15 protein-coding genes are annotated in these 20,096 nt (G+C 64.0%); 10 read left to right on the forward strand and 5 right to left on the reverse strand.

What is annotated here, in order from left to right; translation table 11 throughout:
* Positions 1–36 precede the first annotated feature (36 nt).
* Entirely contained in the window at positions 37–1,047 is a 1,011-nt protein-coding gene (locus BLR26_RS16955; RefSeq protein ID WP_045200878.1) for an AraC family transcriptional regulator, read from the reverse strand.
* A gap of 275 nt (positions 1,048–1,322) precedes the next feature.
* Here BLR26_RS16955 and BLR26_RS16960 point away from each other — a divergent pair, with 275 nt between their 5' ends.
* From BLR26_RS16960 to BLR26_RS16990, 7 genes are all read left to right on the forward strand, one after another.
* Positions 1,323–1,892: an RBBP9/YdeN family alpha/beta hydrolase gene (locus BLR26_RS16960; RefSeq protein WP_093382932.1), complete on the forward strand. Its 570-nt coding sequence runs from the start codon at positions 1,323–1,325 to the stop codon at positions 1,890–1,892.
* Positions 1,893–1,966: 74 nt separating this feature from the next.
* Positions 1,967–3,922: a DUF1302 domain-containing protein gene (locus tag BLR26_RS16965; RefSeq protein ID WP_093382937.1), complete on the forward strand. Its 1,956-nt coding sequence runs from the start codon at positions 1,967–1,969 to the stop codon at positions 3,920–3,922.
* A 21-nt stretch (positions 3,923–3,943) separates the two neighbouring features.
* Entirely contained in the window at positions 3,944–5,302 is a 1,359-nt protein-coding gene (locus BLR26_RS16970; protein ID WP_093382942.1) for a DUF1329 domain-containing protein, read from the forward strand.
* Between the two features lie 32 nt (positions 5,303–5,334).
* Entirely contained in the window at positions 5,335–6,411 is a 1,077-nt protein-coding gene (locus BLR26_RS16975) for a WD40/YVTN/BNR-like repeat-containing protein (protein WP_093382945.1), read from the forward strand.
* A 15-nt stretch (positions 6,412–6,426) separates the two neighbouring features.
* The gene (locus BLR26_RS16980; RefSeq protein WP_093382949.1) at positions 6,427–8,901 is read left to right on the forward strand and encodes an efflux RND transporter permease subunit; all 2,475 of its coding nucleotides are present in this window, start codon (positions 6,427–6,429) and stop codon (positions 8,899–8,901) included.
* Positions 8,894–10,666 (forward strand): acyl-CoA dehydrogenase C-terminal domain-containing protein, encoded by a 1,773-nt coding sequence (locus BLR26_RS16985; RefSeq protein ID WP_093382954.1) that lies wholly within the window; start codon positions 8,894–8,896, stop codon positions 10,664–10,666. The genes BLR26_RS16980 and BLR26_RS16985 overlap by 8 nt, the downstream gene beginning before the upstream one ends.
* An 11-nt stretch (positions 10,667–10,677) precedes the next feature.
* Positions 10,678–12,324, forward strand: coding sequence for a fatty acid--CoA ligase (locus BLR26_RS16990; protein ID WP_093382959.1), 1,647 nt, complete (start codon positions 10,678–10,680; stop codon positions 12,322–12,324).
* Positions 12,325–12,401: 77 nt separating this feature from the next.
* On the opposite strand, the gene BLR26_RS16995 is transcribed toward BLR26_RS16990, so the two are convergent.
* Entirely contained in the window at positions 12,402–14,168 is a 1,767-nt protein-coding gene (locus BLR26_RS16995; RefSeq protein ID WP_093382964.1) for a GMC oxidoreductase, read from the reverse strand.
* Positions 14,169–14,298: 130 nt separating this feature from the next.
* Complete coding sequence (locus BLR26_RS17000) at positions 14,299–14,913, reverse strand: LuxR C-terminal-related transcriptional regulator (RefSeq protein WP_093382969.1); 615 nt, start codon at positions 14,911–14,913, stop codon at positions 14,299–14,301.
* A 114-nt stretch (positions 14,914–15,027) separates the two neighbouring features.
* Here BLR26_RS17000 and BLR26_RS17005 point away from each other — a divergent pair, with 114 nt between their 5' ends.
* Positions 15,028–16,644 (forward strand): ATP-binding response regulator, encoded by a 1,617-nt coding sequence (locus BLR26_RS17005; protein WP_093382974.1) that lies wholly within the window; start codon positions 15,028–15,030, stop codon positions 16,642–16,644.
* A 7-nt stretch (positions 16,645–16,651) separates the two neighbouring features.
* Here the strand turns inward: BLR26_RS17005 and BLR26_RS17010 are convergent, their stop codons facing one another.
* A complete protein-coding gene (locus tag BLR26_RS17010; protein WP_093382978.1) occupies positions 16,652–16,969 on the reverse strand; it encodes a hypothetical protein in 318 nt (105 codons plus the stop codon).
* A 190-nt stretch (positions 16,970–17,159) separates the two neighbouring features.
* Between BLR26_RS17010 and BLR26_RS17015 the strand changes: the two genes are divergently transcribed.
* Positions 17,160–17,564 (forward strand): DUF2251 domain-containing protein, encoded by a 405-nt coding sequence (locus BLR26_RS17015; protein ID WP_093382983.1) that lies wholly within the window; start codon positions 17,160–17,162, stop codon positions 17,562–17,564.
* Between the two features lie 91 nt (positions 17,565–17,655).
* On the opposite strand, the gene BLR26_RS17020 is transcribed toward BLR26_RS17015, so the two are convergent.
* A complete protein-coding gene (locus tag BLR26_RS17020; protein ID WP_093382986.1) occupies positions 17,656–18,567 on the reverse strand; it encodes a LysR substrate-binding domain-containing protein in 912 nt (303 codons plus the stop codon).
* Positions 18,568–18,689: 122 nt separating this feature from the next.
* Between BLR26_RS17020 and BLR26_RS17025 the strand changes: the two genes are divergently transcribed.
* On the forward strand, positions 18,690–20,039 hold the full coding sequence (locus BLR26_RS17025; protein WP_093382989.1) for a serine hydrolase domain-containing protein: 1,350 nt from the start codon (positions 18,690–18,692) through the stop codon (positions 20,037–20,039).
* Positions 20,040–20,096 lie beyond the last annotated feature (57 nt).

Here is a 20,096-nt window from a genome sequence, read left to right on the forward strand (position 1 = left end):
ACCCAAGCGCGCAGCACTCGTGTTTGACAGCGCCGGCTAGTCTTGCCGGCGCTCATGCTGCGCCCGCCAACTGGCCGGCGGCATGCCGAACTGGGCGATGAACCAGCGGGTAAAGGAGCTGGGCATTGAGTAACCGAGCATGTCGGCAATGCGCCCCATTGTATAGCTGGGGTTTTCCAGGTAGCGGATCACCAGGTCGCGGCGCACGCCGTTGATCAAATCGCTGAAGGTCACCCCGCATTCCTCCAGGCGCCGTTGCAAGGTGCGCACGTTCATGCCCTGGGTTTGCGCCACCTGCTCGATGGTCGCCCGGCCCATGGGCAATAGCAGGTAGATGGTCTTGCGCATTTCTAGTTCCAGCGACAGCTTGCCACTGGCCTGCAGGGTGTCCAGGTAACGCTGCGCCAGGCGCGCCATGGCCTGGTTGGCCAGCGGGTTGGCGGTGTCGAGGTCGGCGGCCGGGCAGACGATACCGTTGAACTCGCTGCCAAACACCAGCTTGCAGCCAAAAATCCGCCGGTGAATGGCCAGGTCCGCCGGCGCCGCATGGGTGAAGTTGGCGCTGATCGGGTGCCAGTGGGCGCCAAGCAGGGCCGCGCACAGGCGCAACATCACGCCAATCGCCAGCTCTGTGGCCTGGCGCCCGCGCTGGGGCTGGTCGGTGACCACTTCTTCCCGAATGATCACGGTCTTGCCGGCTTCTTCGATATGAATGGCCAGGGCGTCGTTGAGCAAATGCCGGTACTGGACGATCACCTGCAGGGCGTCGCGCAGGGTGCGCTGGTGGCTGAGCAGCAGGCTGATCTCGCCAAAATCCGACAACTGGCGCAGCTCGGCCATGCGCAGGCCGAAGGTTTCGCAGCCACTGACCCGAGCCGACTCCTCCAGCAGGGTCACCACGCTGGACACCGCGATACGCTGGTTGGGGTCGTCGAGCAGGCTGGCGCTGAGGCCGACCTGAGCCAGCAGGGCATGCGGGTTGAGCCCCAGGTGCCGGGACACCTCAAGGTAGTTGGTCAGGCTTGCAGCACGTACGAGGGCGGTCATTTTATTGTTTTCCACGCATTCATCAGGCGCCCCGCTTCTATGGCGGGTGATTCGTTATAGCGTGGGTGTCGCCAAATGAGAAGCCGTTTTCGGCGGCTGAAAAAAGCCCGATGACCCGCACCCCCGGGCCACTCGGACATACGCCACAAACCCTGTCATCAAATGAAAAGTCGCTGACGCGCAATGTAAAGCGCCAGCGGGGAGGGCTGATTACTGTGGCTGTGCAAGCGCTCGGGATCACCTGCGAGCGGACTGTCCTGAGCCTAGGTGCCGACGTGGAAAAACTGCATACCACCGCTACTGTCCTGATCGTCCCCGGCCTGCGCGAGCATGTGCCCGAGCATTGGCAGACCCGGCTGGCCGAACGCCTGGCCAAGGTCCATACGCTGGCGCCGCTGCAGGTCGATGGCCTGGACTGCAACGCCCGGGTCGACGCCATCCAGTGTGCGCTTGAACAGATTGAAGGCGAGGTGTTGCTGGTGGCGCACAGCGCCGGGGTGCTGATGGTTGCCCACTGGGCGGCGCGTTACCAGCGGCCGATCAAGGGCGCGCTGCTGGCGGCGCCACCGGACCTTGCGGCCAGTTGGCCGGCGCACTACCCAAGCCCGCAAACCCTGCGCGCCAATGGCTGGAGCCCGCTGCCGATGACGCCGTTGCCGTTCCCGAGCATCGTCGCCGCCAGCAGCGACGACCACCTGGCCAGTCTCGACGCGGTCAGGGCCATGGCCCGCAACTGGGGCAGCCAGTTGCTGGAACTGGGCGCTGTCGGCCACCTCAACCCGGCCGCAGGCTTTGGCCCCTGGCCACGGGCCGAACAACTGGTCCAGGCCCTGGACCTGCAGTAACGCACGGACGCTTGAACCACGCCCGCATTCGACGGGCGGCGATAACAACAATAACAATAAGTGGAGCCATCGCGATGTCCAACCCTCGCATTCACCGTGCTGTGAAGCCACAGCGCTGCCTGCTCGCCTGCGCCATCGGCTTGCTGGCGCTGCCAGGCGCCCAGGCGTTCGAACTCGATACCGGCAGTGAAGACTGGGCCGTGCGCCTGGATAACACGGTCAAGTACAACTACGGCGTACGCACCGAAAGCGCTGACAAACGCCTGCTGGCAACCCCCAACAACAACGACGGCGACTACAACTTCCGCAAGGCCGGGACCACGGTCACCAACCGTATCGACCTGCTCAGCGAGCTGGACGTGATCTACCAGGGCAACATGGGCTTTCGCGTCAGCGCCGCCAGCTGGTACGACAAGGCCTACGACAACACCGGCTCCAACGCCAACCCGTTCGTCAACGGCAACGGCGGCCAGTCGGGCATCAACCCCAGCCTCAACGGCTTGCCCGGCACCGGCGTGCCGCTGGGCAGCCCGCACCTGAGCAACTATGCCCAGCGCTACTACAGCGGCCCGTCCGGTGAGGTACTGGATGCCTTCGTGTTCATGCGTCGCGAAGTGGGCGACTCCTCGCAGATCAACGCCAAGCTCGGCCAGCACAATTTGTTCTGGGGCGAAACCCTGCTCAACCCGGTGCATTCGCTGAGCTACGGCCAGTCTGGCCTGGACCTGGCCAAGCTGGCCGCCTCACCCGGCACCGAAGCCAAGGAGCTGTTCGTGCCGCGCAACCAGCTGTCGGCGGCGTTGCTGGTCAACCCCGAGCTGACCATCGGCGCGCAGTACTTCCTCGACTGGGACGCCGCGCGGCTGCCGGAAGCCGGCACCTACTACGGCGGTTCGGACCTGGTGGGCGAGGGCGCACAGAGCTTTCTGCTCGGCCACACCGGCACGCCCGGGCTGATCCCGGTGCGCGGCGCGCTGACCAACATCCGCCGCGGCCACGACCTGACCCCGGACAAACGCGGCGACTGGGGGGTGATGGCCAAGTGGTCGCCCGAATGGCTGGGCGGCACCCTGGGCGTGTATTACCGCAAGACTTCGGAGATCCTGCCCCAGGCCTGGCTCGACGCCCGCGGCCTGACCGTCGCCAACGGCCCGTTCGGCAGCCCGCCGGGCAGTGCCCAGGGCGCGGTCGGCAACCTCTACAACTCGCTGCAAAGCGCCACCTACCAGTTCGCCTACGCCGACAACATCGACATCTACGGCCTGAGCCTGTCCAAGGATGTCGGCGGTATCAGCGTCGGCAGCGACCTGAACATCCGCCACAACATGCCCCTGGCGAGCATTCCGGCGATCCTCAGTGCGCCGGGCCAGGCCGGCCTGGGTGGCGGCTTCGGCCTGCTGCCGGCGCGTTTGCCCAGCAGTGGCGTGGTCTATGAAGCGCCGTCCGACGGCGACAGCATGAGCGCCACCGGCGACACCCTGCACTGGACCCTCAACGGCCTGATGACCATTGCCGATACGCCGCTGTTCGACTCGGCGACCCTGCTCGGCGAGCTGTTCTACAGCAACCTGCTCAAGCTCGATAACCACAACGCGGCCTTGTACAAGGGTAAAAGCAGCTACCGCGGCATCGACCAGCCGACCCGCGATAACTGGGGCATCGCGGTCAACTTCACCCCGACCTGGTACCAGGTGTTGCCGGGCATGGACCTGAGCATGCCGCTGTCGATCAACGTCGGCCTGGACGGCGTATCGCCGGTGCAGGGCGGCGGCGCCGAGAACACCGGCAACTACGCCGTGGGCCTGAGCGCGGCGATCTACAACCAGTACTTCGTCGACCTCAAGTACGTCGATGGCTTCGGCAAGACCCAGTCCTGCAACAACGGCCAGACCGACGGCAGCACCCCCAACGCCCTGGACGGCGAGCAGGACTACACCTGCTACGGCGGCGGTTACGCCGCGTTCTCTGGCGGCGCCGCCACCACCGAGGACCGTGGCGCGCTGTACCTGACCCTGAAAACCACCTTCTGAGTCACACAGGAAAACAACAACATGAACTACGTGCACACCCTGTTGGCCACGTGCCTGTCGCTGGCTGCCCTGAACCCGGCCCATGCCGCCGTCTCCAACGACCAGGCCGCGCGCCTGGGCACCAGCCTGACGCCGATAGGCGCAGAAAAGGCCGCCAACGCCGACGGCTCGATTCCCGCCTACCAGGGCGGCCTGCTGACCCCGCCAGCGGCATACCAGAGCGGTGCGAGCATGCGCCCGGACCCGTTCGCCGCCGAGCAACCGCTGCTGGTCATCGATGGCAAAAATGCCGAACAGTACAAGGCTCAACTGACCGCCACCACCCAGGAACTGCTCAAGCGCTTCCCCAGTTTTCGCGTCGATGTCTATCCCACTCATCGCACCGTGGCGCTGCCGCAACCGGTGCTCGACAACAGCCTGAAGAACGCCGTAGGTGCGCGCAGCCAGGAGGGCGGTAGCGCGGTCGACAATGTGCTGCCGGGCATTCCCTTCCCGATTCCGCAGAGCGGTGCCGAGGCCATGTGGAACTTCCTGTTGCGCTACCAGGGCGTGAGCATGACCGCCAAGTACGACTCCTGGAACGTCGATGCCGCCGGCAACGCCACCCTGAGCACCACCGGCCAGGCCAACATCAGCTACCCGATCTACGAGGACATGAGCAAGCCGATCGGCGCCAAGGACACCTACTACCAGATGAAACTCACCTACACCGCGCCGGCCCGCCGCGCCGGTGAAGCGATGATGCTGCGCGATGCCGCCAACCCGCTGGTGCAACCACGCAGCGCCTGGCAGTACCTGCCGGGCCAGCGCCGGGTCAAGTTGGCGCCGAACCTGGCCTACGACACGCCCAACCCGGGCACCTCGGGTTCGGGCACCTACGATGACGTGTTCGTCTTCAACGGCGCCCTCGACCGCTACGACTGGACCCTGGTCGGCAAGCAGGAGATGTACGTGCCGTACAACACCTACCGGTTGACCTACAACACCGACGTCAAGCAACTGACCACCGCCAACCACCTCGCGCCGCAATTCGTGCGCTGGGAAAAGCACCGGGTCTGGGTGGTCGAAGGCAAGCTCAAGGACGGCGCCCGGCACATCTACCACAAGCGCCGCTTCTACCTCGACGAGGACAGCTGGATCGCCCTGGCCTCAGACCAGTATGACGCCCGTGGCCAGCTGTACCGCGGCAGCTTCGCCTTCCTCAGCCAGAGCTACGACAAACAGACCCCGGATGCCACGCCGTTCATGATCTACGACCTGATCGGCGGCACCTACAACCTCAATGGTGTGGTCGGGGCCTACGGCGGCATTCGCTACATCGAGCCGCTGTCGCGCACCCAGTGGTCGCCCGAGTCCCTGGCCGGGGCCGGCATTCGCTGAGCCTGTCGAGCACGCACCGAGGAGGATCAGGGATGGCTTTTTTTAAACGCTGCAGCGTGATGCTGCTGGCCTGGGCCGCGCTGCAGGGCGCGGCCCGGGCCGAGCCTTACGTCGACGTGCTCGACCTGCCGGCGCAGCCCAGCGCCCTGGCCGCCACCAGCGCCTTGCGCGATGTCAGCGTCGCCGGCACGCGCCTGGTGGCGGTGGGGCCACGGGGGCACATCCTCTACTCGGATGACCAGGGCAGTCACTGGCAACAGGCGCAGGTGCCGGTCAGCGCCGACCTCAATGCGGTGAGTTTCGCCACCGCGCAGCTGGGCTGGGCGGTGGGCAACGACGGGGTGATATTGCACAGCCGCGATGGCGGCCAGCGCTGGGAAAAACAGCTGGACGGGCGGGTGCTCGGCGAGCAGGTGCTGGCTTATTACCAGGCACGGGCGCAAGCGGGCGGCGATCAATGGGCACGCTGGGTGGGCGAGGGTGAGCGCCTGGTCGCGGAGGGCGCCGACAAGCCGTTGCTCGACGTCTGGTTCAGCGACCCGCTGCACGGTTTTGCGGTGGGCGTGTTCAACCTGCTGCTGCACACCGTTGACGGCGGCCAGCACTGGACGCCGTGGCTGGAACGCAGCGACAACCCGCAAGGCTTGCACCTGACCGGCCTGGCCAGCGCCGACGGCGCGCTGTACATCAGCGGCGAGCAGGGCCTGCTGCTCAAGCTGAGCGCTGCTGGCGACCATTTCGAGCGCCTGAGCACCCCCTATGCCGGCAGTTATTTCGGCGTCATTGGCAAACCTGGGGCGCTGCTGGCCTACGGGTTGCGTGGCCACGTACTGCGCAGCACCGATGGCGGTGCCGGCTGGCAAGTGATCAAGACCGACCTGAACACCAGCATCACCGCCGCCAGCCTCGACGCCCGCGGGCGGTTCTGGCTGGCCAGCCAGGCCGGCGACCTGCTGGTCAGTAACGATGACGGCGCAAGCTTCAGCCCGCTGGCGCAAACCCAGCGCGCGCCGGTCAGCGGCGCAGCCTTTGATAGCGGCGCCGCGCTGGTGCTGGTCGGTGAGCGCGGCATCCGCACCCTGGCCCCCGACCAACCGCAGCAGCCATAACAAGAGAAAACCCTGATGGCCGACATCCAACAAGACACCTTGCCGGTGATCCGCAACCTCGGCGACTTCGATGCACGCTCCGGCAATCGCCTCGAACGCCTGGTGTTCAACCACCGGCTGGCGTTCATGCTGTGCATGCTGCTGGTTACCCTGGTGCTCGGCAGCATGGCCATGACGCGCCTGGAGCTGCGGCCCAGCTTCGAGAAGATGATCCCGCAGAGTCATCCCTACATCCGCAACTACCTGGACAACCGCCAGGCGCTGCGCGGCCTGGGCAATTCCCTGCGGGTGGTGGTAGAGAACACCCGTGGCGATATCTTCGACCCGGCCTACCTGCAGACCCTGCGCCAGATCAACGACGAGCTGTTCCTGAGCCAAGGTGTCGACCGCGCCTGGATGAAGTCGCTGTGGAGCCCGGCGGTGCGCTGGACCGAAGTCACCGAAGAGGGCTTCCAGGGCGGCCCGGTGATGCCCGATGCCTACCAGGGCTCGGCCGCCGATATCCAGCAACTGCGCCAGAACATCGAACGGGCCAATATTGTCGGCAGCCTGGTCGCTCGCGACTTCACCTCAAGCATGCTCATCGTGCCGCTGCTCGACCAGGCCTCGGCGACCGGTGCCGGCATCGACTACCACGGCTTTTCGCAAAAACTTGAGCAGTTGCGCCAGCGCTACGAAGCGGGCGGCGTCTACAAACTGCATGTGATCGGCTTTGCCAAGCTGATGGGCGACCTGATCGACGGCCTGCTGCAGGTGATGCTGTTCTTCGCCCTGGCGGTGCTGACCACGCTGCTGATCATCTACCTCTATACCCGCTGCGTGCGCAGCACCTTGCTGGTGGTGCTGTGCTCGTTGACGGCGGTGGTCTGGCAACTGGGGATCGTCGCCTGGCTGGGGTATGCCATCGATCCGTATTCGATCCTGGTGCCTTTTTTGATCTTCGCCATCGGCGTGTCCCATGCGGCGCAGAAGATGAACGGCATCCTGCAGGACATCGGCCGCGGCACCCACCGCCAGATCGCTGCGCGCTACACCTTCAGGCGTTTGTTCGTCGCCGGGGTCACCGCCTTGCTGGCCGATGCGGTGGGCTTTGCCGTACTGATGCTGATCGACATCCCGGTAATCAAGGACCTGGCGATTACCGCCAGCATTGGCGTGGCGGTGCTGATCTTCACCTCGCTGCTGCTGATGCCGGTGGCGTTGTCGTATGTCGGCGTCGGGCGCAAGGCCGCTGAACGGGCCTTGCGTATCGACCTGCGCGCCGCCGAGCATCGCGGCTTTGGCAAACTCTGGGACCTGCTCGATCGCTTCACCGAACGCAAGTGGGCAACCGGCGCCGTGCTGGTGGCCGCTTTGCTTGGTGCCGGCGGTTTCTGGCTGAGCCTGCAACTGAAAATCGGCGACCTCGACAGCGGCGCCCCGGAGCTGCACGCCGACTCGCGCTACAACCGCGACAACGCCTACATCACCGGCCATTACGCGCTGTCCAGCGACACCTTTGCGGTAATGATCAAGACCGCCCCGGAAGGCTGCCTGCGCTACCAGACCCTGGTGCTCGCCGACCGCCTGGCCTGGGCGCTGCAACAGAACCCGCAGGTGCAGACCACCTTGTCGCTGACCAACGCGGTGCGCCATATAACCGCCGGCACCTACGAGGGCAACCCCAAGCTGAGCAGCATCCAGCGCAACCAGGACGTGCTCAACTATGCCGCCCAGCAAGCCTCGGTGAACGCCCCGGAGCTGTTCAACAACGACTGCTCGCTGATGCCGGTGATTGCCTACCTCAAGGACCACAAGGCCGACACCCTCGACCAGGTGGTGGCGATTGCCGAGCGCTTTGCCCAGGCCAACAGCAGCGAGGACCGCCAGTTCCTGCTGGCGGCCGGCAGCGCCGGGATCGAGGCGGCGACCAACATCGTGGTGCGCGAGGCCAACCGCAGCATGTTGTTGCTGGTGTACCTGGCGGTGACGCTGTTCTGCCTGATCACCTTTCGCAGCTGGCGCGCAACCCTGGTGGCGGTACTGCCGCTGATGCTCACCTCGATACTCTGCGAGGCGCTGATGGTGATGATGGGCATCGGCGTCAAGGTCGCCACCTTGCCGGTAATCGCCCTGGGCGTGGGCATTGGCGTCGATTACGCGCTGTACCTGCTCAGCGTGCAGCTGCATTACCAGCGCCAGGGCCTGTCGCTGGCGCAATCCTACAAGAACGCCGTGGCCTTTACCGGGCGGGTGGTCGGCCTGGTCGGCATCACCCTGGCCGCCGGCGTGGTTGGCTGGGCCTGGTCGCCGATCAAGTTCCAGGCCGACATGGGCATCCTGCTGACCTTCATGTTCCTCTGGAACATGCTCGGCGCGCTGGTGCTGATCCCGGCGCTGTCGCACTTCCTCTTGCCCGCCAGCCAGGCGCGGGCGCCTTCACCCAGCCCCGGCAGTGTCGAGGGGCTGAACCTTAACAGCCAAAAAGCCGAGTGTTCATCGCATGTCTGATTACCTACCGCCGTTGCGTGACATGGATTTTCTGTTCAACGAAGTGTTCGACATTCCTGGCCAGTGGGCGCGCATTCCGGCCCTGGCCGAGCAGGTCGATGCCGACACCGCGCGGGCCATCCTCGAGCAGGCCGGCAAGCTCATCGCCCGGCAGGTGGCACCGCTCAACCGCAGTGGCGACGAGCAGGGTTGCCAGTGGCATGAGGGCCGGGTGAGCACCCCGGATGGTTTTGCCCAGGCTTATCGCAACTATGCCGACGACGGCTGGGTCGGCGTTGGCGGGGCTTGTGAATATGGCGGCATGGGCATGCCCAAGGTGATTGCCGCCCAGGTCGAGGAGATGCTCAACGCCGCCAACCTGTCGTTCGCCCTGTACCCGATGCTGACCGCCGGCGCCTGCCTGTCGCTGCTCAACCACGCCAGCGAGGCGCTCAAGGCGCGCTACCTGCCGCCCATGTACGAAGGGCGCTGGTCGGGGTCGATGTGCCTGACCGAACCCCATGCCGGCACCGACCTGGGTTTGATCCGTACCCGTGCCGAACCCCGGGCCGATGGCAGCTACCGGGTCACGGGCACGAAGATCTTCATCACCGGCGGCGAGCAGGACCTGACCGAGAACATCATTCACCTGGTGCTGGCCAAGCTGCCGGACGCACCGGCTGGCGCCAAGGGCATCTCGCTGTTCCTGGTGCCCAAGCTGCTGGTGGAGGAGGACGGCGCACTGGGCGAGGCCAACGCGGTGAGCTGTGGCTCGATCGAACACAAGATGGGCATCAAGGCCTCGGCCACCTGCGTGATGAACTTCGACGGCGCCGTCGGCTACCTGGTGGGCGAGGCCAACAAGGGCCTGAATGCCATGTTCACCATGATGAACTACGAGCGCCTGGGCGTCGGTATCCAGGGCCTGGCGCTGGGCGAGCGCTCGTACCAGAACGCCGTGGCCTACGCCCGCGAACGCTTGCAAAGCCGCGCTGCCACTGGCCCGGTAAACGCGCAGCAGGCGGCCGACCCGATTATCGAGCACGCCGATGTGCGGCGCATGCTGTTGACCATGAAGTCGTTGAACGAAGGCGGGCGGGCGTTCTCCACCTATGTGGCGCTGCAGCTGGACCTGGCCAAGTACAGCGAAAATGCCGATGAGCGCAGCCAGGCGCAAGCGCGGGTAGCGCTGCTGACGCCGGTGGCCAAGGCGTTCTTGACCGACATGGGCCTGGAAACCACCGTGCACGGCCAGCAGGTGTTCGGCGGCCATGGTTATATTCGCGAATGGGGCCAGGAACAGCTGATTCGCGATTGCCGCATCACCCAGATCTACGAAGGCACCAACGGCATCCAGGCCCTGGACCTGCTCGGGCGCAAGCTGGTCGCCGACGGTGGCCGCAGCTACGCGGCGCTTGCGCAGGAGATCAAGGCCTACGCCCAGACCCTGGCGGCCTCGCGCGCCGAGTTCAAGACCCCGCTGTTGCTGGCGCTGGCCAATCTCGACGACCTCACCGCCTGGGTGCTCGACCGCGCCCAGGGCAACCCCGAGGAGATCGGCGCGGCGGCGGTGGAGTACCTGCAGGTGTTCGGCTACACCCTGTATGCCTATTTGTGGACGCGCATGGCCGATGTCGCCCTGCAGCACCACGGCGCCTTCTACCAGAGCAAGCTGGGCACCGCACGCTTCTATTTCGCCCGCCTGCTGCCGCGCATCGATTCGCTCAGCGCCAGTGTCAAGGCCGGCAGCCACAGCCTGTTCCTGCTCAAGGCCGAGCAACTGTGAAGGACGCGCCCATGACCCGCACCCGCATGATCGAACCTGCGCCCGGCGCCTACAGCTACCCGTTGCTGATCAAGCGCCTGCTGTTGTCGGGCGTGCGCTACCAGCCCGGCCAGGAGATCGTCTACGCCGACAAGCTGCGCTACAGCTACAGCACCTTGCTCGAACGCATCCAGCGCCTGGCCAATGTGCTGAGCGCCGCCGGGGTCAAGCCTGGCGACACCGTGGCCTTGCTCGACTGGGACAGCCACCGCGCGCTGGAGTGCTTTTTTGCCGTGCCGATGCTCGGCGCCGTGCTGCACACCGTCAACGTACGGCTGTCGCCCGAGCAGGTGCGCTACACCATGAACCACGCCGAGGATCACCTGGTGCTGGTGCATGACGACTTCATGCCGCTGATGACCCAGTTGCGCGAGCAATTACCGACGGTCAAGGGTTACCTGCGCCTGAGTGACGGCGCTGAAGTGCACACGGAGCTGCCGCTGCTGGGCGAGTACGAAGCGCTGCTGGCCGGTGCCGACAGCCACTTCGACTTTGCCGATTTCGACGAGAACTCGGTGGCCACGCTGTTCTACACCACCGGCACCACCGGCAACCCTAAGGGGGTGTACTTCAGCCATCGGCAACTGGTGCTGCACACCCTCAACGAACTCGGCACCTTCGCCGCCTGCGGCGGTGAGCCGCTGTTGCGTTCGGGCGATGTGTACATGCCGATCACGCCGATGTTCCATGTGCATGCCTGGGGCGTGCCCTACGTGGCCACGGCCCTGGGCATCAAGCAGGTGTACCCCGGCCGCTACGAGCCCAACCAATTGGTGCGGCTGATGCGCGAAGAGCAGGTGAGCTTCTCGCACTGTGTGCCGACCCTGTTGCAGATGATGCTCGATTGCGACGAAGGCCAGCGCACCGACTTTAGCGGCTGGAAGATGCTGCTCGGCGGCAGCGCGCTGACCCAGGGCCTGGCCGCGCGGGCCAGCGCCAGGGGCATTCGCGTGCACTGCGGCTATGGCATGTCCGAGACCTGCCCGCTGCTGTGCGTGACCAGCCTTGGCGCCGCTGACCTGGCGTTGCCGATGCAGGCGCAACTGCCGTTGCGGATCAACGCCGGGGTGCCGATCCCGCTGGTGGACCTGCGCATCGTCGACGAACAGGGCAAAGACGTGGCCCACGACGGCGCAAGCCTCGGTGAAATCGTCGTGCGCGCGCCATGGCTGACCCAGGGTTACCTCAAGGAACCGGAGCAGGGCGCCGCACTGTGGGCCGGCGGCTGGCTGCACACCGGCGACATGGCCTGCATCGATGAGCGCGGCGCGGTGCAGATTCGCGACCGGATCAAGGACGTGATCAAGACCGGCGGTGAGTGGATCAGCTCGGTGGAGCTGGAAAGCCTGATCAGCCAGCACAGCGGGGTCGATTCGGTGGCGGTGGTGGGGGTGGCGGATGCGCAGTGGGGCGAGCAGCCGCTGGCCCTGGTGGTCTGCGTCGCCGGCGTCGAGCTGGATCAGCCGGCGCTGGCCCGGCACCTGCAGCCATTTGTCGACAGCGGGCGCCTGAACAAATGGGCGATTCCGCGCCTGGTGCGCTTTGTCAGCGAAATTCCCAAGACCAGCGTCGGCAAGATCAACAAGAAGCTGATTCGCCAGAGCCATTGTGGCGTCTGAGTAAACCAAGTGGGCATTCGACTTGCGCCGCGATGGGCTTGACCGGCCTCATCGCGGGGCAAGCCCGCTGCTACCTGTCAGACTTCAGTGAGATCCGAGGTGGGCGGGGTGGGGGTGTTGACGCTGTCCAGTTGCTGGTCGGCAAGATCCTGGGCCAGGGCAACCATGGTCATGGTCGGGTTCCACGAACCACTGGCCGGCCACAGCGCACCGCCGGTGACGTAGACGTTCTCCACGCCATGGGGACGGTAGTCCAGGCCAACCACGCCTTCGTCTTTGTCGCCGATCCACAGGGTCGAGCCCTCGTGCACCAGCCCGGCCACCCGCCGTTCAGGGATGCTTGGCCGTTCGCCGGTCCAGTGGCCCAGGTTCGGGTCGCCGTGCCAGTACTCGACCTTGCCTTCGGGGGCGAACACCCGCTCCATCATCTGGAAAGTGCCTTCGTCCATGGTGTCCCAGGTTTGCTGGTCGGTTTTGCTGGCCAGCACCTGCAGGTTGACGTTGGTGGTCGGGTCGGCCTGGTCGTTGAGGTGGAAGTGGTTGTCGGGGTTTCGGAAGTCGATCTCGCCAAGCACGGCGCAAACGAACACCAGATGGTCCTTCGACGATTCCAGTTGCGCCATCGACGCCGTGGCGACCACGTCCGGCATATAACGCGCGGCTTTCTGCGCGTTCTTTGCAGGCTCGCGGTCTGACAGCACCGACAACTGCACGTGATACTGCATGCCGCTTTGCTTGTTCTTGCCGGCCAGGTAAATGGCCGCGAGCTCAAGCTCGGCCAGCTTGTCGGCGAACGGGTAGTCCTTGCGCGGCACCCGTGCCACCACCGAGGTGATGAAGTGGGCGGTGAAGCGATCGCCGGCACGTTTGATTTGCGGGAACGAGTTCATCAGCAAGGTCGCCGGCGGCAGGGTGCCCATGGCCAGGATCAGCTTGGCGTTGCCGATGTTGATCACCCCGCGCGAGGTTTGTAGCGCCGTGGCCGCGCCATCCTGCTGGTGGATGCGCTCGACGATGCACTCGGTGATGATCCGCAGCGGGCTGCCAGTACCGGCAGCGGCGCGGTCGGCCTGTTTGCCGGCCAGCTCCATGATTGCCGCCGGGGTCGAGAACTTGGCAAAGTCCACGCCACCGGCGCGATCGGCCGCGGCGGCCAGGGGCGCCGACAACCAGCGGGTGGCCGAGTCGATCTTGCCGATGTTGTGCTCGAGCATGTTTTGCAGCTCAAGCTGCAGGGTGCCGTAGACCGGGCGTTGCTCGGTGACATGGGCGCGCACCTGCGGGTCGAGCTGGGTGTCGATCTTGTCGGCCGGGATGACGTTGAGCAGCTTTTCGGCCGACTCGAAGCGGGCCTCGGCGGCGGCGATGGTCTGCTCGGGCCAGTAGGCCATTTCCTCCTTGGTCGGCCGAGGGCACCAGGCGCTCCACATGATGCTGCGGCCACCGAAGAACGGCACCATGCCGTGCTGCCAGCCGATGTTGCCCGGTGGCTGGCTGGCGGTACGCGCCGAGAGGGTCCAGGGGAAAGTTTCGGAGAAGCCGCCGAGGGTTTTCTGGTAAGGGATCGGCAGGTTCTGGAAGTGCTCGGGGAGGAAGAACGGCCCGCGCTCGACCATCAGGATCCGCGCCTTGGGCTGGCTTTCGAGGATGCGTTCGGCGAAGGCCAGGGAACAGAAACCGGTGCCGATGATGATGAAATCGAACTGTTCCTCTTCGCGGACCTGCTTCCAGGCCGACTCGGAGAGAAAGAACACGTGGTCCAGCACCTTCTGGGCGTTGGGTGTTTGTGGACCTGGGGTAGGGTAGCCGTGACCGAAGTTGGTCGAACTGGTGACTGCGCTCATTGTTGCCTCCAATCATTGTTGGCAGAGGGTCTATCGTCCTTGTGCAGCGTGCAGCCGGGGGGGCTGCGCTGCTAACGCTAGCAGAGCGAAGTGGCAATTCAAGATCACTTGGTCGGGGGAGCCGCGGGCCTCAGGCAACCCCGGAGTACTTCACCGCTGCCGCCGCCCGCGACGGCACATTGAGGGTGCGCAGCAACGACGACACATGAATGCGCACGGTAAACGGCGAGATGTCCAGCGCGCGGGCAATTTCCTTGTTGGTCTTGCCCTGGGCGATCAGGCGCAACACCTCTTGCTGGCGTGCGGTCAGGGTTGTGGCGACGGCGCTGCTGTCCAGCGGCAGGAGCCCGGAGGGGGCAAAACGCACCAGCACTTCACCTTCACGAATGGCCAGGATCGCCTGGCCGATCTCGTCCGGTGCGATGTTCTTGCCGATGAAGCCGTCAATGCCGGCGGCCATCACCTCGCCGATCAGCTCTTCGTCATCGACCATCGACACCACGATGAGGGTGGTACGCGGAAATTGCTGGCGCAGCTCGACCAGCTGGCTGATGCAGGTCAGCCCCGGGAAGCGCAAGTCGAGGATCAGGGTGTCTGGTTCCGGACCGTTGGCGACCAGCTTGAGCACCGTGTCGAAATCACCGGCCTCTTCGCTCCGGGCATCGGGCAGCAGGCGCTGGACCGTACGCAGCATCGCTTCGCGAAACAGCGGATGGTCGTCGGCTATGATGATCCGGCATGCCATGGTGAGTGCCTCCCTGGGCCTGGCGTTCCTTTCGGACGTGCTACTTTACCACCGGGTACGGGCACCGCCCGGTGTTCATGCTGGATATGACGACTGTCGCACAAGGATGTTCCGATGAAGTTCGAGAAAAACTCCGAGCTCGACCAGGCTAACCTGCGCATCATTGTCGCCTGTATTGCCGTGGTTTATATCAGCGTGCTGGGCTTTCTGCCCGGGCAGCATTTTGAAACCTACCGGCCGATCGTGATCTACATCATCCTGTTCCTGCTGCTGTCGGTGGTTATACGCCAGGTTATCGTGCGCTGGCCGGGGGTGTACCCGGCGCGGCGCATTTTCAGCATGGTCCAGGACTACACCGGTACCTGTTTCGGCCTGGTGGTGGGCGGCGAGGCGGCGTTGCCGCTGTACGCGGTGATGGTCTGGGTCAACCTGGGCAATGGCATGCGCTTCGGCTCGCGCTACCTGGCGATCGCCACCGCCCTGGCGTTGCTGGCGCTGCTGTGCGTCTACCGCCTGACGCCGTACTGGCAGGCGCAACCGTTCATGGTGCTGATGCTGATGATCACCAGCACGGTCATCCCCATGTACGCGCACCTGTTGCTTGAACGTACGCGCAAGGCTTCGGAGGAGGCCACCGCCGCCAACCTGGAAAAATCGCGCTTTCTGGCCCAGGCCAGCCACGACCTGCGCCAGCCCATTCATTCCATCGGCCTGTTCACTGCCTGCCTGCGCGAGGCGCGGCTGGGCGATGAAGAACGCCGGCTGGTCGACAACATCGACCGCTCGTTGCTCAACGTCTCGCAGCTGTTTCGCTCGATCCTCGACCTCTACACCCTCGACAACGGCCGCCTGCAGCCGCGCCTGCAGCCTGTGCAACTGGGCGAGTTCCTCCACGACCTGGTGCGTCAGAACGCCGAGGCGGCGCGCTGGGCAGGCGTTGAGCTGCGCTTGCGGGCCTGCGCGCACTGGGTGCAGATTGACCCGGCGCTGCTGGCGACCATGGTCCAGAACGTGCTGTCCAACTGCTTCAAGTACGCGCCGCAGCGCCCGGTGCTGATCGGCGTGCGCAAGCGTGGCGAGGGCCTGGCCATTGTCATTTATGACCAGGGCAGCGGCATCGAGGCGCAGGAACTGCCGAAGGTTTTCGAAGAGTTCTACCGCGTGCGCCAGTTGCGCGACAAGGACATCGAGGGCGTGGGCCTGGGCCTGTCGATTGTCCGGCGCCTGGGGCAGATGATGGGCATGCAGGTGACGATACGTTCGCGAGTGGGCCATGGCACGGCCGTCAGCCTTGAAGGTTTGCGCGAAATTTCCGCGCCCAAGCGCCAGGCCTACCGTGAAGACCCGAGCCAGGTCGGCCTGCTGACCGGTTTGAAAGTCTGCTTGGTGGAGGATGATCGCAACGTGCTGTTGGCCACCAAGGCCTTGCTCGAGCGCTGGGGCTGTGACGTCCAGGCCGAACTGAGCGGCAAGGACCTGGCCAGCGACTGCGACATCATCGTCGCCGACTATGACCTGGGCAACCACGCCACCGGCATCGAGTGCATCGATGAGCTACGGGCGCAACGGGGCAGGGCGGTGCCGGCGCTGATTCTTACCGGCCACGAAGTGGAGAAGATCCAGGCGGCCCTGCACGACCGCCAGATCGCGATCCTGTCCAAACCGGTGCGCCCGGCCGAGCTGCGCGCTACCTTGCGGGCGTTGCGCGAGGCCTCGGCAGCGGCGGTTTAGCCTGGAATCAGTAGCGTTGCAGCGGATTTTGCGGGCGGCCACTGTTCTTGTTGTAGCATTGCGCGCCCATGCCCATGCCCATCGAGGCGATCCCGATCATCACGCCGCTTGGCAGCTCGCAGTTGTAGTCACCCGATGCGGTGCTGGCGATGTAGTAAGTGGAGCTGTGGTCGCTGCGCACGTTGGAAATCTTCGTCACCGGCTCGCCGATGGTGGTTTGCGCGGTGGACTTGAGACGGTCTTCGTTGGGTTTCATGGTCTGGCAACCGGCGACGGCGACCAGCAGGGCGCTGAGCAGGGTGATCTTGCTGAATGCTGATTTCATGGTGCATCTTCCTTGGTGTTGTTCTGTTTTACCGGCACAACGATCCCGCACGCCGCATAGGCGCGGCGTTGGGGAACACTGGGGGTTGCCGGGGAATATAGCGCCAGGGAGGAGGGGAGTCGATTAGCACAAATGGGCTAATGGCATATTGATATAATTTTTTATCTATCGTTGTGACAAGGATATCCGCATGCCCATTTATCTCGCAGCAGAGCAACAGCTGAACGTAGGACACGCCACCGTCATCGAGGCACCGGCGCAGGAGGGGCCTTTTGTCGTGGTCTTCGAGGACGATGAAAATACCGCCTATTTCTACGCCCTGGACAGCAGTGCCAGTGACAACCCGATCCAGGATGCGCTGCATGTCTATAACGTCGAGGATATCTCCGACCGGGAGAAGCCCTCGACAGTGAAGATCGGCTGGTCCATGGACCACAGCAAGGCGGTGCTGCTGATCAATGAGTATCCCCATGCCGTGTTTGATTTTACCGACAAGCAGGGTTACTGCCATTCCGGCTTTCCGCCGTCTGTGGGGAAGGGCTGGTCGCTGCAGGGTCATGAGTGGCAGGAAGACGTACTCAAGCTGTTTGCCTGAGGCGTGAATATATAACTCAACTAAATAGTTATTTAGTTGAGTTATATTTTAAGGCTATAAAAAAGAGCAGGGCAGTAGCGTACTTCCAGGTTCACCTTTGTTCAATGGCCGCGTGGGGAAACTCCTCGCGCAAAGCCTGGCTTAACCACTCAATAAACCATGTGGCATCTTCCGACAACGGCTGTTGCGGTGTCAGCACTTGATAACTTTCAAGTGCAATTTGCGCGTCGGTACAACGCACCAGCGAGCCGTCTGCCAGTTCATGTTTGACCAGCACTTCGGTGGCCAGGGCAATCCCGTGCCCACGCCGGGCCAGGTTCAAGGCAATGTCGTTGCTCATGTGCGAGGTATTCGACCTGACCTTGAGCGGTAACTGTTGCGCCGCAAACCAGCTGTTCCACCAGGTGCCGTCGTCGACGTGAATCAGCTCGCAGTTCGGCAAGTCCTGCACCTGCAGGGCTTTATTCGGCAATTTTTCCAGGTACGTCGGCGAACAGACCGGGAAAACCGGCGGTTTGATCATCCTCAGAAACACCCCTGAATGCTCGCCCGGCAGGCCAAAACCGATACCCAGGTCAGCCTGACGGGCATCCACTGACGTGAACGAGGCATTGGGTTCAATGGCCAGCTTCAGGCCCGGGCGCAGGCTGCGCACTGCATCGACATGCGGCGTCAACCAACGCGAAGCGAACGCCGGCACGCACAGAATGCGCAGCCAGCGCTCCTGCTGGCGACTTGCAACCCGCGAGCCGGCATCGGCCAGAATCTTCAGGGCCTGGGTCGCGGCCCGGTGAAACTCAAGCCCGGCCGCGGTCAGAGTAACGCCGCGGGGCGTACGCTCGAGCAGTTGCACGCCCAGCCAGTCCTCAAGGTTTTTCACGTGGCGGCCAATGGCCGGCTGGGTCACGTGCAGCGCCCGCGAAGCGGCCACGTAACTGCCCAGGCGCGCAGCCGCCTCGAAGGCACGAATGGCATTGAGCGGAGGCAGACGGTCGCTGGGCATGGCGTTCACTGTTGTTAGTTTTTGTAATATCGACCCGGACTTTATTGTTCTTTTCCCGCCCCGGCAAGTTGATAAGCTCGAAATCGACTGACGCAATTTCACTGGATGTCGAGGAAGTACCGATGTTACGCAGAACAATAAAAAAACAATCCACCCAGGTTTTTTCGCTGTTGGCATTGAGCATTGCCGCACTGGGCTTGACCCATAGCGGTATCAGCCTGGCTAGCGACCAAGGCGCACACTGTGGCGTTCCAGGGCTCAGCGTTTGCCCGCAACCCTTTGATAAAACGCTGCCCGACCCGCACAACATGCTGACCTGGGACCAGGCCACACGGGTAGTGGGTTTTCGTAATACCTACCGCCTGTACGAAGGCGATGTATTCAGCACCCAGGGCGCCAAACCATCGCCATTAATGCCGGCCAGCAGCCCATTGCCAGCCATTGACTATGCAATGAACGGCAAGCACTTCAGCATCGATAACTACATCGCCAACCAGAGCGTCACCGGCCTGTTGATCCTCAAGGACGGCAAGATTGCCTACGAGTACTACGGCAAGGGCAACAGCGAAAACACCCTGTGGACCTCGCGTTCAGTGGCCAAATCGGTGGTCAGCGTGCTGGTGGGCGTGGCGATAAAAGAAGGCAAGATCAACTCGGTGGATGACAAGATCACCCGGTACATCCCGGAACTCAAAGGCACGGCCTGGCAAGAGGTGACCTTGCACCAGTTGCTGCAGCACACCTCGGGCGTGGTCTGGGATGAAAACTACGCGTCAGCGAACTCCGATTTCTCCCACATGACCCAGTGCGAAGCCAAGCCTGCGCCATACGACTGCGTGTTCAACCTGGTCAAATCGGTGAAACGCAAACCCGGGGTCAATCCGGGCGAAGTCTGGTCCTACAACACCGGCGGCGCCTGGCTGGTGGGCCGCGTGCTGGAAAACGCCACCGACATGACCCTGGCCAAATACCTCGAAAGTCGCATCTGGAGCCGTTACGGCATGCAGCAGGATGGCGTCTGGCATGCCTTGGTCAAAGACAAAGTCGACATGGGCGGCCACGGCTTCAACGCAGCGTTGCGTGACTGGGGCCGCTTTGGCCAGTTCGTGCTCAGCGGCGGTCAGTTGCCGTCCGGCGAGAAGATCCTGCCGGATGACTGGATTGCACGCTCGACACACTGGACCACCGCCAAAGGTTCGGTCACGCCATCGGCACCGAACGGACAGTATGGCTATCAATGGTGGTACTCGGCGCCGGCGCCTGATGCCAATGCCGAACCCAAGAAAACCGCCACCAGCGAACAAACGTTCTGGGCGCTTGGGATTTACGGCCAGACCATTGCAATCAACCCGGCGGAGAAACTGGTGATGGTGCAATGGTCGACGTGGCAGAACGCAGAGACACCGAGTTCGCTGTATGACGAGCAGGCGTTGTTTGTGAATGCGGTGAGTGAAGCGTTGCACGGCAAGTAACGGTGTAAGGCTGAAAACGGGTGGTGCCAGGCTTGAAATCTGTCCTGGCACTGCCCG

The organism is Pseudomonas sp. UC 17F4, from assembly GCF_900101695.1.
Taxonomy (GTDB): Bacteria; Pseudomonadota; Gammaproteobacteria; order Pseudomonadales; family Pseudomonadaceae; genus Aquipseudomonas.